Below are 16,667 nucleotides of genomic sequence, written 5' to 3'. Positions count from 1 at the left end.
CATGAGCGCGTCCTCCCCCTCCCCGACCTCGCTCCCCGCCGGACCGACGCCGCGCCCGACGTCAGCCGCTGGAAGCGCGCGCTGCGTGGTCGGCATCGACCTCGGCACCACCCACACCGTCGTCGCCTGGGCAGACGCCGCGGGCAGCTCGGGCAGCTCGGGCACCGCAGGCACCTCGGGCAGCTCAGGCGCCGCGGGCAGCTCGGGCGCAGCAGCAGCCGGGGTGCAGATCTTCCCGGTCCCCCAGCTCGTCACGCCCACCGAGAGCAACGCGCGCCCCCTCTTTCCGTCGTTCCTCTACGCGCCGGTGGCCTCCGAGCATGTCGCCGATCCGTGGGGGGACGCGCCCTTCCTGCTCGGCGAGCTGGCCCGGCGCCGCGGGACGGAGGTCCCCGGTCGGCTCATCGCCTCGTCGAAGAGCTGGCTCTGCCACCCGGGCGTCGACCGCACCGCGCCCATCCTCCCCTGGGGCGCGCCCGAGGATGCCGTCGACCTTCCCCGCGCCTCGCCGCGCGACGCCGCCACGCGCCTGCTCGCCCACGTGCACCGCACCTGGGACGAGGCGCACCCCGAGGCGCCGCTCGCAGGGCAGCAGGTGGTGCTCACCGTGCCCGCGTCCTTCGACGAGGTGGCGCGCGAGCTGACCCTCCAGGCGGCGCAGGGGGCAGGGCTCGACGTCCGCCTCCTCGAAGAGCCGCAGGCCGCGTTCTACGACACCATGGATGCCCTCGGCCCCGAGGGGCTGGCGGCGCTCGTCGAGGAGCGCGGCGGCGAGGCGCTGGTGCTGGTGGTCGACGTCGGCGGCGGCACCACGGACCTCTCCCTCATCCGCGTCGCCCGCGCGGACGGCGCGCCGCTCCACATCGAGCGCATCGCGGTCGGCCACCACCTGCTCCTCGGGGGCGACAACATGGACCTCGCCCTCGCGCACCGCTGCGAGCGGCGGCTCCTGCCCGAGGGCGAGCACCTCGATCCCGCGCGCTTCTCGCAGCTCGTCCTCGCCTGCCGCGCCGCCAAGGAGCGCCTCCTCGGCGGACGCGAGGACAGCGGCGGCAGCGGCGGCAGCGGCGGCCCGGAGGCAGGCATCCCCGACGCGGTGCCCATCGCGCTCCTCGGCACGGGCTCGCGCCTGATCGGCAACACGCTGCGCACCGAGATCACCCGCGCCGAGGTGGAGGCGCTGGTGCTCGATGGCTTCTTCCCGGCAGTCCCCCGCTCCGCGCGCCCCGAGCGCTCCCGCGCGGGCCTCCTCGCGTTCGGTCTCCCCTACGAGAAGGACGCCGCCATCACCCGCCACATCGCCTGGTTCTTCGCGCGCCACGCGCCCCCGGGGCCCGATGGCGCGCCGGCGAAGGGGCCCCACGCCCTGCTGCTCAACGGGGGCGTCTTCCGCGCCCGCCGCGTGACCGAGCGCCTCCAGGAGGTCCTCCAGGCCTGGGGCGGGCCTCCCCTCGCCCTCTTGCCGAACGCCGATCCCGACCTCGCCGTGGCCCGGGGCGCCGTCGCCTACGGCCTCGCGCTCGGCGGGCGTGGCCTTCGCATCGAGGGGGGCGCGCCACGCGGCTACTACGTGGGCATCGATCCGGCGGGCGCCCCCTCGCGCCGCGCAGTCTGCGTCGTCCCCCGCGGCTCCCCCGAGGGTGTCCCCCAGGTGGCCGCCGGCCGTACCTTCGCCCTCGTCGTGGGGCGGCCCGTGCGCTTCGACCTCTTCGCCTCGGACGACGCGCGCGTCGACCAGCCCGGCGACGTGGTCTCCCTCGACGACGAGCGCTTCGAGCCGCTCCCGCCCGTGGCCACCGCGTTCGACCACGGCACGGCGAAGCGCGGCACCGAGGTGAAGGTGCAGCTCGAAGGCGAGCTCACCGCCATCGGCACCCTCGATCTCGGCTGCGTCGAGGTCGCCGCCGAGCGTCCGCGCCGCTTCCGCCTCGCCTTTCAGCTCCGCGACGACGCGGGGGCCGCAGGCGACGCGAGCGCCTCCAGCGTGGCGCCTCGGATCGGGGGCAAGCGCCTCGACGAGGCCCGGGAGGCCATCGAGCGGGTCTTCGGCAAGGGGCGCCCAGACGTCGCGCCGCGGGAGGTGAAGAACCTCATCCGCGAGCTGGAGCGCATCCTCGGCGAGCGCCCCACGTGGACCACCGACACGGCACGCGCGCTGGTGGACACCCTGCTGCCGAACGCCCGCTCCCGCCGCCGCACCGCGGACCACGAGCGGGTGTTCTGGCAGATCGCCGGCTACTGCCTGCGCCCCGGCTTCGGCGATCCCGGCGACCCGGCGCGCATCGCCGCCCTCACCCCGCTCCTCGCCGAGAAGCTCGCCTTTCCGCAGGAGCCGCGCGGCTACCAGCAGCTCTGGATCGCCTGGCGCCGCGTCGCCGGAGGGCTCGACGAGGCGACGCAGGTCGCGCTCCGGGATCTCGCCGACCCCTTCCTCGCCCCTTCCGAGCGCAAGCTGAAGAAGCCCAAGGGCTTCAAGCCCGAGGCCCTCGACGACCTCCTGGAGCTTGCGGCCTCGCTCGAACGCGTCCCGCCGAACCGCCGCAGCGAACTCGGGGCCTGGCTCCTCGAACGCACCTGGACCGACCGCGATCCACGCCTATGGGCCGCCATCGGCCGCCTCGGCGCCCGCGTCCCCACCTACGCCAGCCTGCACCACGTCGTCTCCCCGACCACCGTCGACCGCTGGCTCGATCACCTCCTCCGCGAGAAGTGGGACACCCTCTCCACCGCCGCCGCCGCCGCGGTGCAGATGGCCCGCGTCACCGGCGACCGCGCCCGCGACATCCCCGAGCGCACCCGCGCCGAGGTCGCGCGCCGCCTGGAGAAGGTCGGCGCCCGGGAGGCCTGGATCCGCGCTGTGCGCGAGCACGTGGCCGTGGAGGAGTCCGACCGGGCAGCCTTCTTCGGCGAGGGGTTGCCCGTGGGCCTGCGGCTGGTGGAGTGAAGACGCGATGCACGACCACGCAGCGTTCGAGGATCACGCACCGGACACAGGACAGCCGGAAGCGGGGACGGAGCTCGCTTCGACGGCACCGCGCCCGGGGGATCCCATCCCCGCTGGACTTGGACGCAGGGCGGGGGCGAGTCTTGGATGCGCATGATCCACGCGAGCCAAGCCAGGGCGCGGTCGCGCGTCCCAAGGCCAGCATGGCGCTTCATTCGATGAGCTTCCGCGCGCGCTGCCGCGCTCTCCTTCCCCTCGTCGCGCTGGCCGCGCTCTCCGCCCTCGGCGGGGGGTGCGCGCCCCCGCTCCAGAATGGCAGCATCGAGGTGCTCGATGGCGCGGCGGGCAGGCTGCAGGCGATGTGCCGGTTCCGCCGTGGCTTCGCCGAGGGCGGGGAACTCTGCGTCGCCCCCTGAACCAGCCAGGGCGCTGACAGGGGCGCGCCACGGGCGCTGATACATGCGGTCAGGGACATTGACCGCTTCCCGAGGTGACGGGCGTCAGGCCCGAAGCGGCAAAGCATTTTGGACATCGAAGGTGGAGCGCGGAGTGGGGGGCCCCGACGAGCTTTGCTCGGCGGGGGGCGGGGGCGCGAGCCCCTGCCGTAAGAATGAGGGCGCTGAGAGGCCCAGGACCGGGGGCAGGCCGCTGTTGCCGGGGCCGTCCTGTCTCCGGTACACCCGGTCTCCGGAAACCTTTTCCCTCCGCACCTGTCCGAGGATCTCGATGCGCCCCTTCCTCCTCGCTCTTCGTCCCCTCGCCCCCCTCGCCCCCCTTCGCTCCCTCCTTGCCCTCCGTCCCGTGCTCGCCCTGGTCACCGCGCTCCCGCTGGCAGCATGCGCGGCGTCCCCGGTGGTCGCGCCCCAGACGCCCGTGGAGGGGGCGCCCGCGCAGGCAGGTCCCGTCGTCCAGCCACCTCCGCCCCAGGGCGACGTCTTCGCGGTGAGCGGACCCCTCAAGGAGGAGACCCTCTCGATCTTCGAGGAGCCCACCTTCGATGCCCGCACGGCCGCGGTGCCGCCAGCGCCCATCGGCCTGCCCGCGCCGCCGCCGACGTGTGACGCCTTCGTCAAGCGCGCTCCGGTGAAGGAGCCGGCGTGCGCCGATCGGCCGGCAGGCCTCGCCGCGCTCGACGCAGCCCTCGCCGAGGCCGACCCCGCCCAGCGCGACGCCCGCCTCGCGGGGCTCGAAGCGTGCGCCGGCATCGAGCCGGGCCTCGTCCGCGCCCTGCGCGCAGACCTCGCGCCCACCGCCTGCGCCGACGCGATCGACGCCTCGGTGCTGGCGAAGCCGCCCGCGGGGCTCAGGGGCGACATGCACCAGGTGCTCCTCGGGCAGACGCTCGCCGCGCGCCTCGCCCGCACCGCCCAGCAGCCGCCGAAGATGGCGCCTCCCTACGACAAGGAGCGGGTCCTCGCCTTCACCAAGGGGCCCCTGCTCGCCTGGCTCACCGACCAGGCCCGCGCCATCGAGGACCTCGGGCGCCTCGGCGTGGAGCTGCGCCTCTACGCGCGCGGGCTCGTCGCGGTGGAGGCGGGCATGGCCGACCTGCGGCTCGTCGAGGCGGTGCGCGCCGCGCCTCTCCCCGACGGGATGGCGAAGGACGAGGAGGCCCGCAACGTCTACTACGGCACCCTCGACCAGCTCCTCGATCCGTGGAAGTCGCGCGGCCGTGACGCGGCCCTGGTGGGCCTCCGGGAGATGGCCATGGTGGGCATCCTCCACGACGCGCGGGTCGACGCCTCGCGCGCCATGCTCTCCCGGCTCTACGGTGGGCGCCGCATCGACGCGCTCGACACCCTGATGGTGCCGCCGCTGCCCGCCGCGAGCCCCGCCTCGACCGAGGAGCGCCTCGCCGCGACGCTCCCCACCTTCTACGCGGGCCGCCTCCTCCCGGCCGAGGCCGTGACCAGGCCCGGCACCCTGCGGGCGCTGCTCGCGCGCGGCGTCCCCATGCAGCAGCGCGCAGCCCTGCACGAGCTGGGGCTCACGCCCGAGGGGCGCGCGCTCTACGCGAGGGCCCGGCTCGACCTCGGCCGGCTCTACTGGCGCGCCGTCGACTTCGATCAGGCGACGGCGCTGCTCAAGGTGTGGCCCAAGGACACCGAGCGCCCCGCGGACGTCACCTTCACCCTCGCCCTCGCCCTCGCCCTCCGCAACGGGCCCGAGGACGCCGCGCTGATGATGCGCCGCGCGCCCCTCACCGCCCTCGGCCTCGGCGAGGTCACCGCGCTCGACTGGGTGGCGCGCAGCAAGCCCGCCTCGCCGTTCGCCGGAGCAGCCGCCTTCAACGCCGCCCTGGTGAAGCAGATGTCGGCCCCCCAGGACGCGGGCGCCGCCGTCTTCCGCGAGATCGCCGCGCGCTTCCACGAGGCGGCCTCGCTCCTCTCCGGCGCCGAAGCGAAGGACGCCGAGGACCGGGCCCGCGCCGCCGAGGAGACCGCGAAGGCCATCCAGTAAGACGACGCCCTGGCCGCGCCGCAGCCCGCTGAAGGCAGGGCGGCGGAGGCCGGTCAGGAGCACGGCGCCCCCTCGTGAAGGGGGCGCTCAGCCTCTCACAGGCAGCAGCGGAAGCCGCGGTACACGTCCGAGTTGTCCAGCGGGTCGTCCATGAGGTCGGCGTCGCAGCGGATCTGGTCTTCACTCGTCGTGTTCACCGAACCGCCCCGCACCCTGCAGCTCGTCATCGTGGCGTTGCAGGAGTCCTCCCATTCGGAGGCATTCCCGCTCATCTGGTAGAGCGTGGAGACGGCCCCGTTGCAGGTGGGGAAGGGGGGCAAGTCCACCTCCGGGGGCACCGGGTTCTCACGCTTCCTCTGCAGCGTCGTGCCGTTGGAGCCGCCGTTGCACATACCGGCCGAGTACGTATTGCCGTACGGATAGGCGCTCACGCCCTGGCCCGAGCAGGCGCTGAACCACTCGCTCTGCGACGCGTTGGCGTGGGAGCCCGGCGGGTTGGTGCCCCCCCCGATCCTGCCGCACAGGTGCTTGCCCGCGTACTTGCAGTAGGTGTAGGCGTCGCACCAGTCGATGGCGGTGACGGGCGTCCGGGTATCCACGGGAGGCCACTCCGCCGAGGGCTGGTAGACGTTGCCGGCGCAGATGGTCGGCAGCCCGGCCATGTTGGGGTTGGCCTGGAGGAAGATGTTGTACTCCTTCTTGGTCACCTCGTACTGGTCGATGCAGTACGCCCCGCCGCCGATCACCGGGGAGACCAGCATCCCCGTCGGGCACGCGCAGAGCCCCTGCGGCGTGCAGGCCCCTGTCGAGCAGTCCGCGTTCACGCTGCACTTCTGCCCGGGCGGACACTTGCTCCCGCACGCGCTGCCGCAGTCGATGTCGCTCTCCATGCCGTTCTTCACGCCGTCGTTGCAGGTGTGCGGCATGCACACCCCGGTGGTGCAGACCTGGTCCATGCAGTCGGCGGGGATCACGCACGCGCTCCCGGCGGCGCACGCCGGGCAGGGACCACCGCAGTCCATGTCCGTCTCATCCTGATTTTGCGAGCCGTCGTTGCAGCTCTCGGCCAGGCAGACGTTGGTCGAGCCGCAGTTCAGGGTCTCGCAGTCCTCGCGCACGCTGCACCCGGCCGTGAGCGGGCAAGGCGGGCACGCCGGGTTCGAGCCGGTGGTCATGGTGCCACCACCGCAATCCACGTCGGTCTCGCTGCCGTCCTGCGTGCCGTTGGTGCAGCTCGCCGCGACGCAGACGCTCCCCTGACACCGCCGCGATACGCAGTCTCCGGCCACGCTGCAGGTGGCGCCGTCGGCGCACGAGGGGCACGCGCCGCCGCAGTCCAGGTCGGTCTCGCTGCCATCCATCGTGCCGTTCGTGCAGCTCACGGGCGGTGGTGTGCCGCCACTCCCACCGTTTCCGCCAGCGCCGCCTTCACCGACCATGCCGCCAGCGCCGCCTGTGTTGCCGCCGCCTCCCGCGCCTGACCCACCCTCACCGGTGGACGTGGTGCTGGTGGAGGTGGTGGTGCCGCTCGTGGTCCTGGGCGGCGGCTTGTCATCGCCACCGCCACACGCGCCGAAGGCGACGGACGCAAACAGCAACCCTGCGAGAGACCCGAGAACGGACCTCGAAACGATGGTGGGGGAAGGCTTCACGATGGCACCTCGCGGTTGATCGGGCCTCGCCAGGCTATCAACACCTGGCCCGCGCCTCCAGCGGACACACCGACGATCACGGATACCGCCCGCTCACGAGCCCGCGAGCGCCCCGCACGCGCTCGTGCCGGCTTCCCTGGGCCCCGCCCAGCGCGTCGGGCGAGCCGCGCCCAGTGGAAGGTCAGCGAGGGCCTCGCCACCGCCATCTGGCGCACGAAAGACTGCGCGCTCACCGCGTGACCAGGTAGCGGAGCAGCACCACCCCGTTCCTGTACGTCTTGCTGCTCGCCAGCTCCAGCGACGCCCTGGGGATGTGCGGCCCGAACAGCGGGATCCCCGTGCCGAGCAGCACCGGGTTCAGCTTGATCACCACCTCGTCGATCAGCCCCTCCGCGAGGAGCAAGCTCGCCAGCTCCCCTCCGCCACAGAGATAGATCGCCTTCCCTTCCCCTTCCTTGAGCTTCCTCACGAAGCTCGACACGTCATCGGCGACGATCTCCACCTGTGGATCCGGCGAGGCCTTCATCGACCGCGAGAAGACGATCTGCCGCATGGTCGGGTACGGGCTCGTCACGTTGTATTTCAGCCCCACCTCGTACGTCTTCCGACCCATCAGGACCACGTCGTACCCACGGAAGGCGTCGAGATAATCGGTGGCGTGCTCCCCTTCCGCGAGGAAGGCATCGAACGTCCCGTCGGGCGCCGCGATGAACCCGTCGACGGTGGAGGCGACGTGATACTTCAGCGTTTTCATTCAAGAACCTCTCTTCTCGGCAGATCATGGCAGAACGAAGGGGACCCGGAACATTCTCTCTGGCGCTCCTGGAACCTCCTCGCCAACCGACCGCCGCTGCGCTGATCATGCCTCGCGCGGGAGCGCACCGTCATGTCCGTGCTCGGTGTGAGCCGCCTCGATGCCCGACGCCGCTCCCCGAGACCACCATCACCGAGAGGACCTCGCCCCATGATCAAGCACTGCGTGCTGTTCAAGCTCCGCCCTGGCACCCCGAAGACCACCGTGGACACCTGTCTCCGCGAGCTGGGCGGTCTCGTCGGACAGATCCCCGGCCTCCTCGACTTCGTGGGCGGCCCTGACGCGAGCACCGAGAGCCGCAGCCGCGGCTACACCCACGGCTTCGTCATGACCTTCGACAGCGCCGCGAGCCGCGACGCCTACCTCCCCCACCCCGACCACAAGCGCGTCGCCGCAAACCTCATCCAGATCGTCGACGGCGGCCCCGAAGGCACACTCGTCATGGACTTCGAGTCCTGACCTCCGTTCAGGCGTCATTCCTGGCGGCGCATCTCCTGGCGCACCAGGGGTGACCCCGCACACGTCAGCCCCTTCCACGCCCCTCCAGAGGCCCACAGGGCCCCTCGGAGCACAGGAAGTGCGACCCACGAACATCACAGCGGCTCCGGGAGCACAGGAGACCCGATCCCATGGAGACGGCTTCCAGCCGCTGAAATGCAAAACGCCGCACACCAGGCGCGGCGTCTCGCTTCAGAGCTGACCGGGCGCCTCGTGGCGCGCCGGGGGGCTCACTTCTTGCGGGGGGCCTTCACGTCGAACTTGATCACCACGTCGTCGCGGATCGCGTCGTCGGGCTTGCCGGGGTAGATGATGGAGAAGTCCTTCCGGTTCAGCACGAACTCGGTCTTGGCGGTGATCTCGGCGTCGCTCACGGTGACAGTGGCGGGGAAGGAGATGCTCTTCTTCACGCCGTGCAGGTCGAGGTCGCCGGTGACGGTGTGGGTCGCGCCCTTGTCGCCGCCAGCCTTGATCTCCGTGGAGACGAACTTGGCGGTGGGGAACTTGGTCGTGTCGAACAGGTCGGGGGACTTCAGGTGACCGTCGAGCTTGGCCTCGTCGGTCTTCACGCTGTTCATGTCGATCTCGATGGTGACCTGGCCGCCCTCGGCCTTGCCGTCGGCGCTCGGGGAGAGGGTGCCGCTGAACTTCTCGAACTTGCCCTCGTGCTTGCCGGTCACCTTGGAGCCGATGAAGCCCACGGTGGAAGACGCCACGTCGATCGGCACGCCAGCGCCGGTCGGGGCGGCAGCAGCGGCAGCGACCGTGGGGGTGGCAGCAGCCGCGGCGGAGCTGGCGCCGAGGGGCAGGTTGGCGGCGCCCGTCGGCGCAGCGGCCGCGCTCGCGCCGGAGGTCGGGGCGACGGTGGCGCGGGGCTTGTCCTTCGCCGGGTCCTCGCAGGCGGTGGCGGCGAGGCACAGGGCGAGGGGAGCTGCGAGCTGGAACAGACGAACGAGCTTCATGGCGATCATCCTCTTGCGGTGAATTGAGGGAGGCTTCTAGTCCCGGCGGCGCGCCTCGTCCAATAAGACGGACACGATGGAGCGGCGTCCTCCAGCCGAGGCTGCCGGGTTCTGTTCCCGCGTTCGCATCTCCGTCGGGAGGTGTTCAGCAACGGGTGTGCAGGATGGGCGGAGTGCGCACGGGAAGCCCTGGCGTGCTCGACAGTCACCAGGAGAGGCGGTGTCCGGTGAGCCCGCCCCCGGGAGATGCGCCAGGGGTGGCCCCGACGTGTGCACCCGATGAGCCACTCGGTGCGGATGACGCGGGCCCGAGATTTGCTGATGGATTGAAGGATGAACTCAGGGATGAACGCGATCGACCTGCTGGTGGGCCACCACCGTCGTCTGGAGGATCTGTTCGAGAAGGCGATGGATGCGACCGAGGACAGCGAGCGGGGCCGGTGCTTCACCGAGGCGGCTGACTTGCTGATGGCGCACATGACCATCGAGGAGCGGCACTTCTATCCGGCCGTGAAGGCGAAGCGCACGGAGGACGTGCTGCTCGAAGGGCTGGAGGAGCACCTGTCGCTGAAGCGGGTGCTCGCCGACCTCGTGGAGATGACGACGAAGGACGAGAAGTTCGAGCCGAAGCTCCACGTGCTGAAGGAGCAGGCAGAGCACCACCACGAGGAGGAGGAGGAGCACCTGTTCCCGAAGGTGAAGAAGCTCTTCGACGAGGAGACGCTGACGTCCCTCGGCGCCGAGATGGAAGCGACGATGAAGGAGCTCGCGCAGAAGAAGCCCCGCGAGGCGGTGCTCGGTCAGACGGAGGAGTCGGCAGAGCTGCCCGATGGCGAGGCCCTGACGACCCGCGAGGAGAAGAAGGAGCAGGAGAAGAACGCGCAGGAGAACGCCAGGAAGCGCAAGGCCGCCTGACGGCGTGTCCCTGAACGGGCGGCGGTAGGCCCTGGCGTGGTCCGGGATGAAACGGCCGCGCCGGGGCGGCGTAGCATGGTCACGCCATGCGCATCCCTGCCCTCTTTCCTGTCCTCGCAGCCCTGCTCGTCGCGTGTGCCCCGGCTCCGGTGCGTCCCCCGAGGGACGCCGTGAAGGGCGCCGCGGAGGGGAGGCACGGGGTGGTGCCGGAGGGGACGCCGCCGGAGGTGGACATCGCCCGGTCGCGCGCCCGCGGTGGGGAGCAGCGGTTCGCGTGGGCGCCGTGGGGGGAGGAGAGCTTCGCGCGGGCGAAGCGGGAGGGGCGCTTCATCCTGCTCGATGGGGCAGCGTCGTGGTGCCACTGGTGCCACGTGATGGACGAGACCACCTACCTCGATCCGGAGGTGAACCGGCTGCTCCAGGAGCGGTTTGTGGCCATCCGCTTCGACGTGGACGAGCACCCGGATCTGGCGGAGCGGTACGGGGACTGGGGGTGGCCGGCGACCATCGTGCTCACGCCGGACGCGCGCGAGCTGGGCAAGTACCGGGGGTACCTGCCGCCGGAGGAGCTGCGCACGATCCTGGGCGAGATCGATCAGGCAAGGGCCGCGCTGGAGAGGGCCGAGGCCGCGGTGGCAGGGCCGCGGCCGGCGGAGAAGCCGGGGCCTCCCGAGGCGCTCGGGTGGATCGCGGCGCGGGTGGGGCTCGACATGGATCGCTACTACGACGACGAGGAGGGGGGCTGGGGGCGGCAGAAGGTGCCCCTCGGCTGGAACGTGCTGTTCGAGCTGCGGCGCGCGGAGCACGGCGACGGGGAGGCGCGGGCGCGGGCGGTGCTCACGCTGGGCAAGCACCGGGCGCTGCTCGATCCGGTCTGGGGCGGGGTGTACCAGTACTCGGTGGGGGGCAGGTGGGACGATCCTCACTTCGAGAAGCTCATGCCGCTCCAGGCCTCGAACCTGGAGGCGTTCGCGCGGACGTACGCGCTGACGAAGGATCCGGCGATGCTCGCCAGCGCGCGCGCGATCGCGGGGTATCTCGACAGGTTCCTGAGCAACGCCGAGGGGGCGTTCCTGGTGAGCCAGGACGCGGACGTGGGCGGGCACGATCGGCGGGAGCGCTTCGTGGACGGGCACGTGTACTACCGGCTCGACGAGAAGGCGCGGCTCGCGCTGGGGACGCCGCGGGTGGACGACAGCGTGTACGGGCACGAGAACGGGCTGGCCATCGCGGCGCTGTGCGCGCTGCACGAGGTGACGAAGGACGCGGGGCCGCTCACGAGGGCGCGGCGCGCGGCGGACCTGCTGCTGCGGACGCACGTGGAGGCCGACGGGGCAGTGCAGAGGCCGCGGCGGGACGGGGTGGTGCGCAAGGCGCGGTATCTCGCCGATCACGCGGCGCTGGGGCTCGGGCTGGCGCGGCTCGCGGAGGTGACCGGAGAAGCGAGCTACCGGGAGGCGGCCGTGCGGATCGCGGCGGCGATGGACCGGGACCTGACCGATGCGGCGAGCGGCGCGTGGCTCGCGAGCACGCCCGATCCGGCAGCGGCAGGGGTGTTCGCGCGGCAGGAGCGGCCGGTGACGCCGAACGCGCTGGCGCTGCGGCTGGAGGCGGCGCTGCACCGGCTGACGGGGGACGAGGCGTACCGCGCCCGGGGGCGGCGGGCGCTGACGGGGCTCGCCACACCGGCAGCGCTGGCGAGCCAGGGGCGGATGGTGGGTGAGGTGCTGCTCGCGATGGATGAGCTGGGCGTCTATCCCTGGTGAGGCTCCCATGCGGGTGAGGCAGGGAGGGAGCGGAGCAGGCTCGTCGCTGAGCCTCAGGCCGTTCAGGCCCGCTGCCGTTCAAGCCCGCTGCTGTTCAGGCCCGCTGCTGTTCAGGCCCGCTGTTCAGGCCGAGGGGCGGTCCTGGTGTTGGGAGGGGACGGCGGGATCTGGTAATGCGGGGGTATGGTGCTCATCCCCTTCGCCGAGCGGCTCGCGCAGCGGGCGCTCACTGCCCGCGGTGTGCAGAGCCGCTTCGTCGAGACGTCGGTGGCGCGGCAACACCTGTACGACGCTCCCGGGACGGGGCCGCTCCCGACCATGGTGGTGATCCACGGGATCAGCAGCTCGGCGCTGGGGTTCGCGCCGGTGATCGAGCGGCTGCGGCGGAAGGCGCGGCGGGTGATCGTGCCGGAGATGCCGGGCCACGGCTTCAGCAGCGATCCGCAGGTGCCGCTCACGGTGGAGCTCTTGATGGAGTCGATGACGGAGCTGCTCGACCGGGAGCTGACGGAGCCGGCGATCCTCTGCGGCAACTCGCTGGGGGGCGCGGTGTCGCTGCGGTATGCGCTGGAGCGGCCGGAGCGGGTGCGGGGGCTGGTGCTGACCTCGCCGGCAGGGGCGATCATGGAGGCGGCCGAGATGGAGGCGCTGCTCGCGGGCTTCAAGATGCGCTCGCGCGCGGACGGGGTGGCGTTCCTCGCCCGGCTGAACGGGCGGCGGTCCTGGTACTTGCCGCTGCTCGCGCCGGACGTGGTGCGGCAGTTCTCGCGGGAGGTGATCCGCTCGCTGACAGGGGCGGTCCGCGCGGATCATGCGTTCACGCCGGAGCAGCTCTCCGAGCTGAAGATGCCGATCCTCCTGCTCTGGGGGACCGCAGACCAGCTCTTGCCGACGTCGAGCCTGGCCTACTTCCGGCGGCACCTGCCGGCCCACGCGCAGATCGAGGAGCCGGCGCTGGGCCACTGCCCGCACCTCGACGATCCGCGGTGGCTCTCGCACCGCATCGTCACGTTCGCGCGGGAGGTGGTGGCGGCGTCGGGCGAGGGCGAGGCGGGCGGCGACGCCGGGGGGATGGCCGCGCCGGCGAAGCGGGCCGGGTAGGCCGGCGGATCAGGCTGCGGGAGGGAAGGACGCTCAGGCGTCGGGGAGATCCACGCCGATGCCCGCGAGCCGCATGAGGCGGAGGGCGTTGGCGCTGGAAACGACGCCGGGCTTCAGGGTGTAGTCGAAGGACATCTTGTCCTCGATGACGCTCTCCTCGAAGTGCGCGTTGCGCACCCGGCCGGAGGTCTCGTCTTCGAGGGGGGCGAGGCCGAGGTCGTGCGAGGACACCGCGCCGATGGCCCCGTGCTCGATGAGGTGCTTCACCACGGCGCGGGCGCCGAGGATGCGCTCGCGGGAGTTGGTGCCGTGGAGGATCTCGTCGAGCAGGAAGAGCACCCGGTCGCCCCGGTTGGCGCTGTCCACGACGCGCTTGAGGCGGCGCACCTCGGCGTAGAAGTGAGAGACGCCCTGCTCCAGGGAGTCGGCGATGCGCATGCTGGTGCGCACGGCGACGGGGGTGAGGGAGAGGGACGCGGCGCAGACGGGGGCGCCAGCGAGGGCGAGGACCGTGTTCACGCCGATGGAGCGGAGCATGGTGCTCTTGCCGGACATGTTGGAGCCGGTGATGAGCAAGGCCACGGGCACGTCGCTCGATGCGTCTGCGGGGCGGGTTTCGAGCTGCAGGCCGTTGGCGACGCGGCTCGCGCGGGGGAGGAGGGGGTGGGCGATGTCGCGGACCTCGAAGCGCGCCGGGCCCTCGTCGACGTCGGGGAAGGCGTAGTCGGGGTTCTCGTCGGCGAAGGTGGCGAAGCTCGAGAGGGCCTCCATCTGGCCGAGGGCCTGCATCCACCCGCGCAGGCGGGGGCCGGTGCGGGCGCGCCAGCGGTCCAGGGCGAGGGCGCACCACACGTCCCAGAGCAGCGCGACGTTGAGGATCACGTGGACGAGGGCGCTGTGGCGGAGGTCGGCGTAGCCGAGGATCTTCTGGAGGGAGAGCATCTCCTCGGAGGCGGGGCGGGCGTCGGGCGCGGAGCCGCGCAGGGCGACCTGGAGGCGCTTGAGGAGGGCCGCCGAGAAGGGCTGCGCCTCGATGGCCGCGAGGACGGGGCGGTAGCGGCCGAAGGGAGCCTCGCGGGAGGAGGCCGCGACGAGCGTGGGCTCGGTGCGCGAGCGCAGGGCGCCGAGGAGGACCATCTGGGCGAGGAGCAGCAGGATCCAGAGGTGCCGCAGGAGGCCGAGGGTCGCGGGCTCCATGACCTGCGTGACGGTGAAGGCAGCAAGGGTGATGGGGACGAGGATCATCGCGAGCCGCACCAGGGGGTCGCTGGCGGCGAGGAGGGGCTGCGCGCTGGCCCAGGCGATGAGCGGCTCGGCGTTGCGGCCGCGCGCGCCCGAGGTGGCGCCGAGCACGGACAGCTCCTCGCGGAACGCGCGCTGGTCGCAGAGCTCGCGGACGGCAGCGTGGCGCTCGGCGATGACCTCCGCAGAGGCGGGCTGGAGGAGCCACTCGGCGAGGGTGGCCTCGCCTTCGCCCGTCTCGGCGACGCAGAGGAGCTGGAAGAGGGAGCCGGGTCCGAAGAGGTCGAGATCGCTGGCGTAGTCGTGCTCGGCAGGGGCGAGGCGCTCGCCGCGCGTGGGGAGGCTCTTGAAGTCGCCGGTGGTGCGGCGGCGGGCCCGCTCGAAGAGGCCGACGCGCAGTTCCAGCTCCGCCATGCGGGTGACGAGGACGGCGTGGACGACGACGAGGACGATGAAGAGGGCGACGGCGACGCCGGTGCCGATCCTCACGGCCGGGAGAGGAGCGCCGAAGCCGAGGTAGAGGCCCCCCGCGACGGCGAGGAGGAAGGTGACGCCGCGCATCCAGGAGATGCTCTGGGAGCGCCCGTCGAGCTTCTGGACCTCGGCCCGGAGGACTGCGAGGCGCTCGTCGTAGCGGCGCAGCACGGGCTGGAGGACGGCAGGCTGAAGGGCGGTGGGGATCTCGCCGGGGGGCGCGGCATCCTTGGGAGGCTGGGGCGACACCCACGCTCCATAGGCCAGCCTGCTCCGCTCATCCAGCGGCAGGAGAAGCATTCGGTGGCGAGGGCGCGGCGCCGAGGCGCGGGTGCGGCCAGCGCGGATGCTCCGGCAGCGCAGTTCACGGCGGCGCGCGGGGGAGCGTGGGGGAGCGTGGGGGAGGGAGATAGATGTCGGGGGCGAACTGGGGCATGGGCGCGCCCGGGGGAGGCCGGTAACATGCGCGGGATGCTGGCGTGAAGCGGAGGTCGCCATGAGCAACGATGCGTCTCTCCCGGAGGACGAGCAGGGCCTCACGAGCCTCGCCAGCCAGCTCGTGCAGCACCTGAGCGAGCAGAAATTCGCGGAGATCGTGGCGCACTTCGACGCCACGATGACCGCGAGCCTTCCCGTGGAGCACCTCGCCAGGGTCTGGGAAGGCCTGATCGGGCAGGTGGGCTCCCTGAAGAGGGTCGGCGCCGCGCGCGTGACCGTCCGGGGGGCGTACCGGGCGGTCCTGCTGACGTGCGCGTTCGAGCAGGCCTCGCTCGACGTGAAGGTGGCCTTCGACCAGGCGGGGCAGGTCGCGGGCCTCTACTTCACCCCCACGGAGCCCCCCACCCTCGCCTGGGAGGCGCCTGCTTACGCCGACCTCTCGACGCTGACCGAGCGCGAGGTGGTGGTGAACGCCGGGCAGTGGCCCCTGCCGGGCACGTTGACCTTGCCGGGGGGCCCGGGGCCGTTCCCGGCCATGGTGCTCATCCACGGCTCGGGCCCGCAGGATCGCGATGCCACCGTGGGACCGAACCGTCCGTTCAAGGACCTCGCCCTGGGCCTCGCGACGAAGGGCGTGGCGGTGCTCCGGTTCGAGAAGCGAACCAGGGCGTACGGCGATCGGCTGGACGTGCAGCAGTTCCGGATGGACCAGGAGTCCATCGAGGACGCGCTCGCCGCCGTGGCGCTGCTCTCGCGCGAGGGGGCCGTCGATCCGGCGCAGATCTTCGTGGGCGGCCACAGCCTGGGGGGCACCTTCGCGCCGCGGATCGGGAGCGAGGCGCCACACCTCGCGGGGATCGCGATCCTGGCCGGCGCGACGAGGCCCATCGTGGAGATGATGCGCGAGCAGATCGCCTACCTCGCCTCCGCGGAAGGCAAGGCCCCGGACCAGGTGAACGCGCAGCTCGACGGGTTGAAGTCCGCCGGAGAGCGCATCCGCGCCCTCCAGGGGGGCGCCGCGCCGGGCCCGGGAGAGGTCATCCTGGGCGCAGGCGCCGCCTACTGGCGCGACGTGGGCGCGTACGATGCGCTCGCCACGGTGAAGACCCTGAAGATGCGCATCTACGTGGCCCAGGGGCAGCGCGACTACCAGGTCACCGAGGTGGACTACCGGGCCTGGGAGGAGGCGCTCGCGGGCAGGAAGGACGTGACGCTGAAGCTCTATCCGGAGCTCAACCACCTCCTGATGCAAGGCGCCGGCAAGAGCACCCCGAGCGAGTACCAGCGGCCCGGACACGTGGACGAGCGCCTCGTCGACGATCTCGCCGGATGGATGAAGGGAGCGTCTGGCACGCCGCCCTGATCGATGGTTCCTCCACACGCCCCGACTTCCTTCTCCAT

Annotated in this window: 12 protein-coding genes; 8 read left to right on the top strand and 4 right to left on the bottom strand. The window is 72.2% G+C overall.

From position 1 onward, the window contains the following. The first annotated feature begins 1 nt into the window (after position 1). From CAP_RS01310 to CAP_RS01300, 3 genes are all read left to right on the top strand, one after another. Entirely contained in the window at positions 2 to 2,944 is a 2,943-nt protein-coding gene (locus tag CAP_RS01310) for an Hsp70 family protein (protein ID WP_044235051.1), read from the top strand. A gap of 203 nt (positions 2,945 to 3,147) precedes the next feature. After that, positions 3,148 to 3,360, top strand: coding sequence for a hypothetical protein (locus CAP_RS01305; RefSeq protein ID WP_197040939.1), 213 nt, complete (start codon positions 3,148 to 3,150; stop codon positions 3,358 to 3,360). Positions 3,361 to 3,670: 310 nt separating this feature from the next. Beyond that, positions 3,671 to 5,404 carry a hypothetical protein gene (locus CAP_RS01300; RefSeq protein ID WP_044235048.1) on the top strand — a complete coding sequence of 578 codons (1,734 nt, stop codon included), beginning with the start codon at positions 3,671 to 3,673 and terminating at the stop codon, positions 5,402 to 5,404. A gap of 95 nt (positions 5,405 to 5,499) precedes the next feature. On the opposite strand, the gene CAP_RS43465 is transcribed toward CAP_RS01300, so the two are convergent. Both CAP_RS43465 and CAP_RS01290 read right to left on the bottom strand, forming a co-directional pair. After that, a complete protein-coding gene (locus CAP_RS43465) occupies positions 5,500 to 7,056 on the bottom strand; it encodes a formylglycine-generating enzyme family protein (RefSeq protein WP_156040386.1) in 1,557 nt (518 codons plus the stop codon). A 229-nt stretch (positions 7,057 to 7,285) separates the two neighbouring features. Continuing rightward, positions 7,286 to 7,810, bottom strand: coding sequence for a dihydrofolate reductase family protein (locus CAP_RS01290; RefSeq protein WP_044235045.1), 525 nt, complete (start codon positions 7,808 to 7,810; stop codon positions 7,286 to 7,288). 210 nt (positions 7,811 to 8,020) lie between these two features. On the opposite strand from CAP_RS01290, the gene CAP_RS01285 reads away from it, so the two are divergent. Next, positions 8,021 to 8,329: a Dabb family protein gene (locus CAP_RS01285; RefSeq protein ID WP_052373929.1), complete on the top strand. Its 309-nt coding sequence runs from the start codon at positions 8,021 to 8,023 to the stop codon at positions 8,327 to 8,329. A gap of 269 nt (positions 8,330 to 8,598) precedes the next feature. On the opposite strand, the gene CAP_RS01280 is transcribed toward CAP_RS01285, so the two are convergent. Then, positions 8,599 to 9,330, bottom strand: coding sequence for a YceI family protein (locus CAP_RS01280; protein ID WP_044235043.1), 732 nt, complete (start codon positions 9,328 to 9,330; stop codon positions 8,599 to 8,601). A gap of 345 nt (positions 9,331 to 9,675) precedes the next feature. On the opposite strand from CAP_RS01280, the gene CAP_RS01275 reads away from it, so the two are divergent. The 3 genes from CAP_RS01275 to CAP_RS01265 all read left to right on the top strand — a co-directional run bounded on the left by CAP_RS01275 (position 9,676) and on the right by CAP_RS01265 (position 13,112). Then, positions 9,676 to 10,245 carry a hemerythrin domain-containing protein gene (locus tag CAP_RS01275; protein ID WP_063748617.1) on the top strand — a complete coding sequence of 190 codons (570 nt, stop codon included), beginning with the start codon at positions 9,676 to 9,678 and terminating at the stop codon, positions 10,243 to 10,245. A gap of 86 nt (positions 10,246 to 10,331) precedes the next feature. Continuing rightward, positions 10,332 to 12,011, top strand: a complete 1,680-nt coding sequence (locus CAP_RS01270) for a thioredoxin domain-containing protein (protein ID WP_044235041.1) — start codon at positions 10,332 to 10,334, stop codon at positions 12,009 to 12,011. A gap of 183 nt (positions 12,012 to 12,194) precedes the next feature. Continuing rightward, positions 12,195 to 13,112: an alpha/beta fold hydrolase gene (locus CAP_RS01265; RefSeq protein WP_052373928.1), complete on the top strand. Its 918-nt coding sequence runs from the start codon at positions 12,195 to 12,197 to the stop codon at positions 13,110 to 13,112. Between the two features lie 33 nt (positions 13,113 to 13,145). Here CAP_RS01265 and CAP_RS01260 read toward each other — a convergent pair whose 3' ends face one another. Beyond that, complete coding sequence (locus CAP_RS01260) at positions 13,146 to 15,077, bottom strand: MutS family DNA mismatch repair protein (RefSeq protein ID WP_231511017.1); 1,932 nt, start codon at positions 15,075 to 15,077, stop codon at positions 13,146 to 13,148. A 247-nt stretch (positions 15,078 to 15,324) separates the two neighbouring features. On the opposite strand from CAP_RS01260, the gene CAP_RS01255 reads away from it, so the two are divergent. Next, a complete protein-coding gene (locus CAP_RS01255; protein WP_052373927.1) occupies positions 15,325 to 16,629 on the top strand; it encodes an alpha/beta hydrolase in 1,305 nt (434 codons plus the stop codon). The last annotated feature ends 38 nt before the right edge of the window (positions 16,630 to 16,667 follow it).

Origin of the sequence: Chondromyces apiculatus DSM 436, from assembly GCF_000601485.1 — a bacterium.
Taxonomy (GTDB): Bacteria; Myxococcota_A; Polyangia; order Polyangiales; family Polyangiaceae; genus Chondromyces; species Chondromyces apiculatus.
Note: the sequence above shows the minus strand (reverse complement) of the source record. Positions and strands in the feature narration are given on the sequence as shown.

Excerpts from the sequence above, each read along its gene's own strand:
- CAP_RS01310 (WP_044235051.1), top strand. The coding sequence starts at position 2 with ATGAGCGCGTCCTCCCCCTCCCCGACCTCGCTCCCCGCCGGACCGACG.
- CAP_RS01305 (WP_197040939.1), top strand. The coding sequence starts at position 3,148 with ATGGCGCTTCATTCGATGAGCTTCCGCGCGCGCTGCCGCGCTCTCCTT.
- CAP_RS01300 (WP_044235048.1), top strand. The coding sequence starts at position 3,671 with ATGCGCCCCTTCCTCCTCGCTCTTCGTCCCCTCGCCCCCCTCGCCCCC.
- CAP_RS01290 (WP_044235045.1), bottom strand. The coding sequence starts at position 7,810 with ATGAAAACGCTGAAGTATCACGTCGCCTCCACCGTCGACGGGTTCATC.
- CAP_RS01285 (WP_052373929.1), top strand. The coding sequence starts at position 8,021 with ATGATCAAGCACTGCGTGCTGTTCAAGCTCCGCCCTGGCACCCCGAAG.
- CAP_RS01280 (WP_044235043.1), bottom strand. The coding sequence starts at position 9,330 with ATGAAGCTCGTTCGTCTGTTCCAGCTCGCAGCTCCCCTCGCCCTGTGC.
- CAP_RS01275 (WP_063748617.1), top strand. The coding sequence starts at position 9,676 with ATGAACGCGATCGACCTGCTGGTGGGCCACCACCGTCGTCTGGAGGAT.
- CAP_RS01270 (WP_044235041.1), top strand. The coding sequence starts at position 10,332 with ATGCGCATCCCTGCCCTCTTTCCTGTCCTCGCAGCCCTGCTCGTCGCG.
- CAP_RS01265 (WP_052373928.1), top strand. The coding sequence starts at position 12,195 with ATGGTGCTCATCCCCTTCGCCGAGCGGCTCGCGCAGCGGGCGCTCACT.
- CAP_RS01255 (WP_052373927.1), top strand. The coding sequence starts at position 15,325 with ATGAGCAACGATGCGTCTCTCCCGGAGGACGAGCAGGGCCTCACGAGC.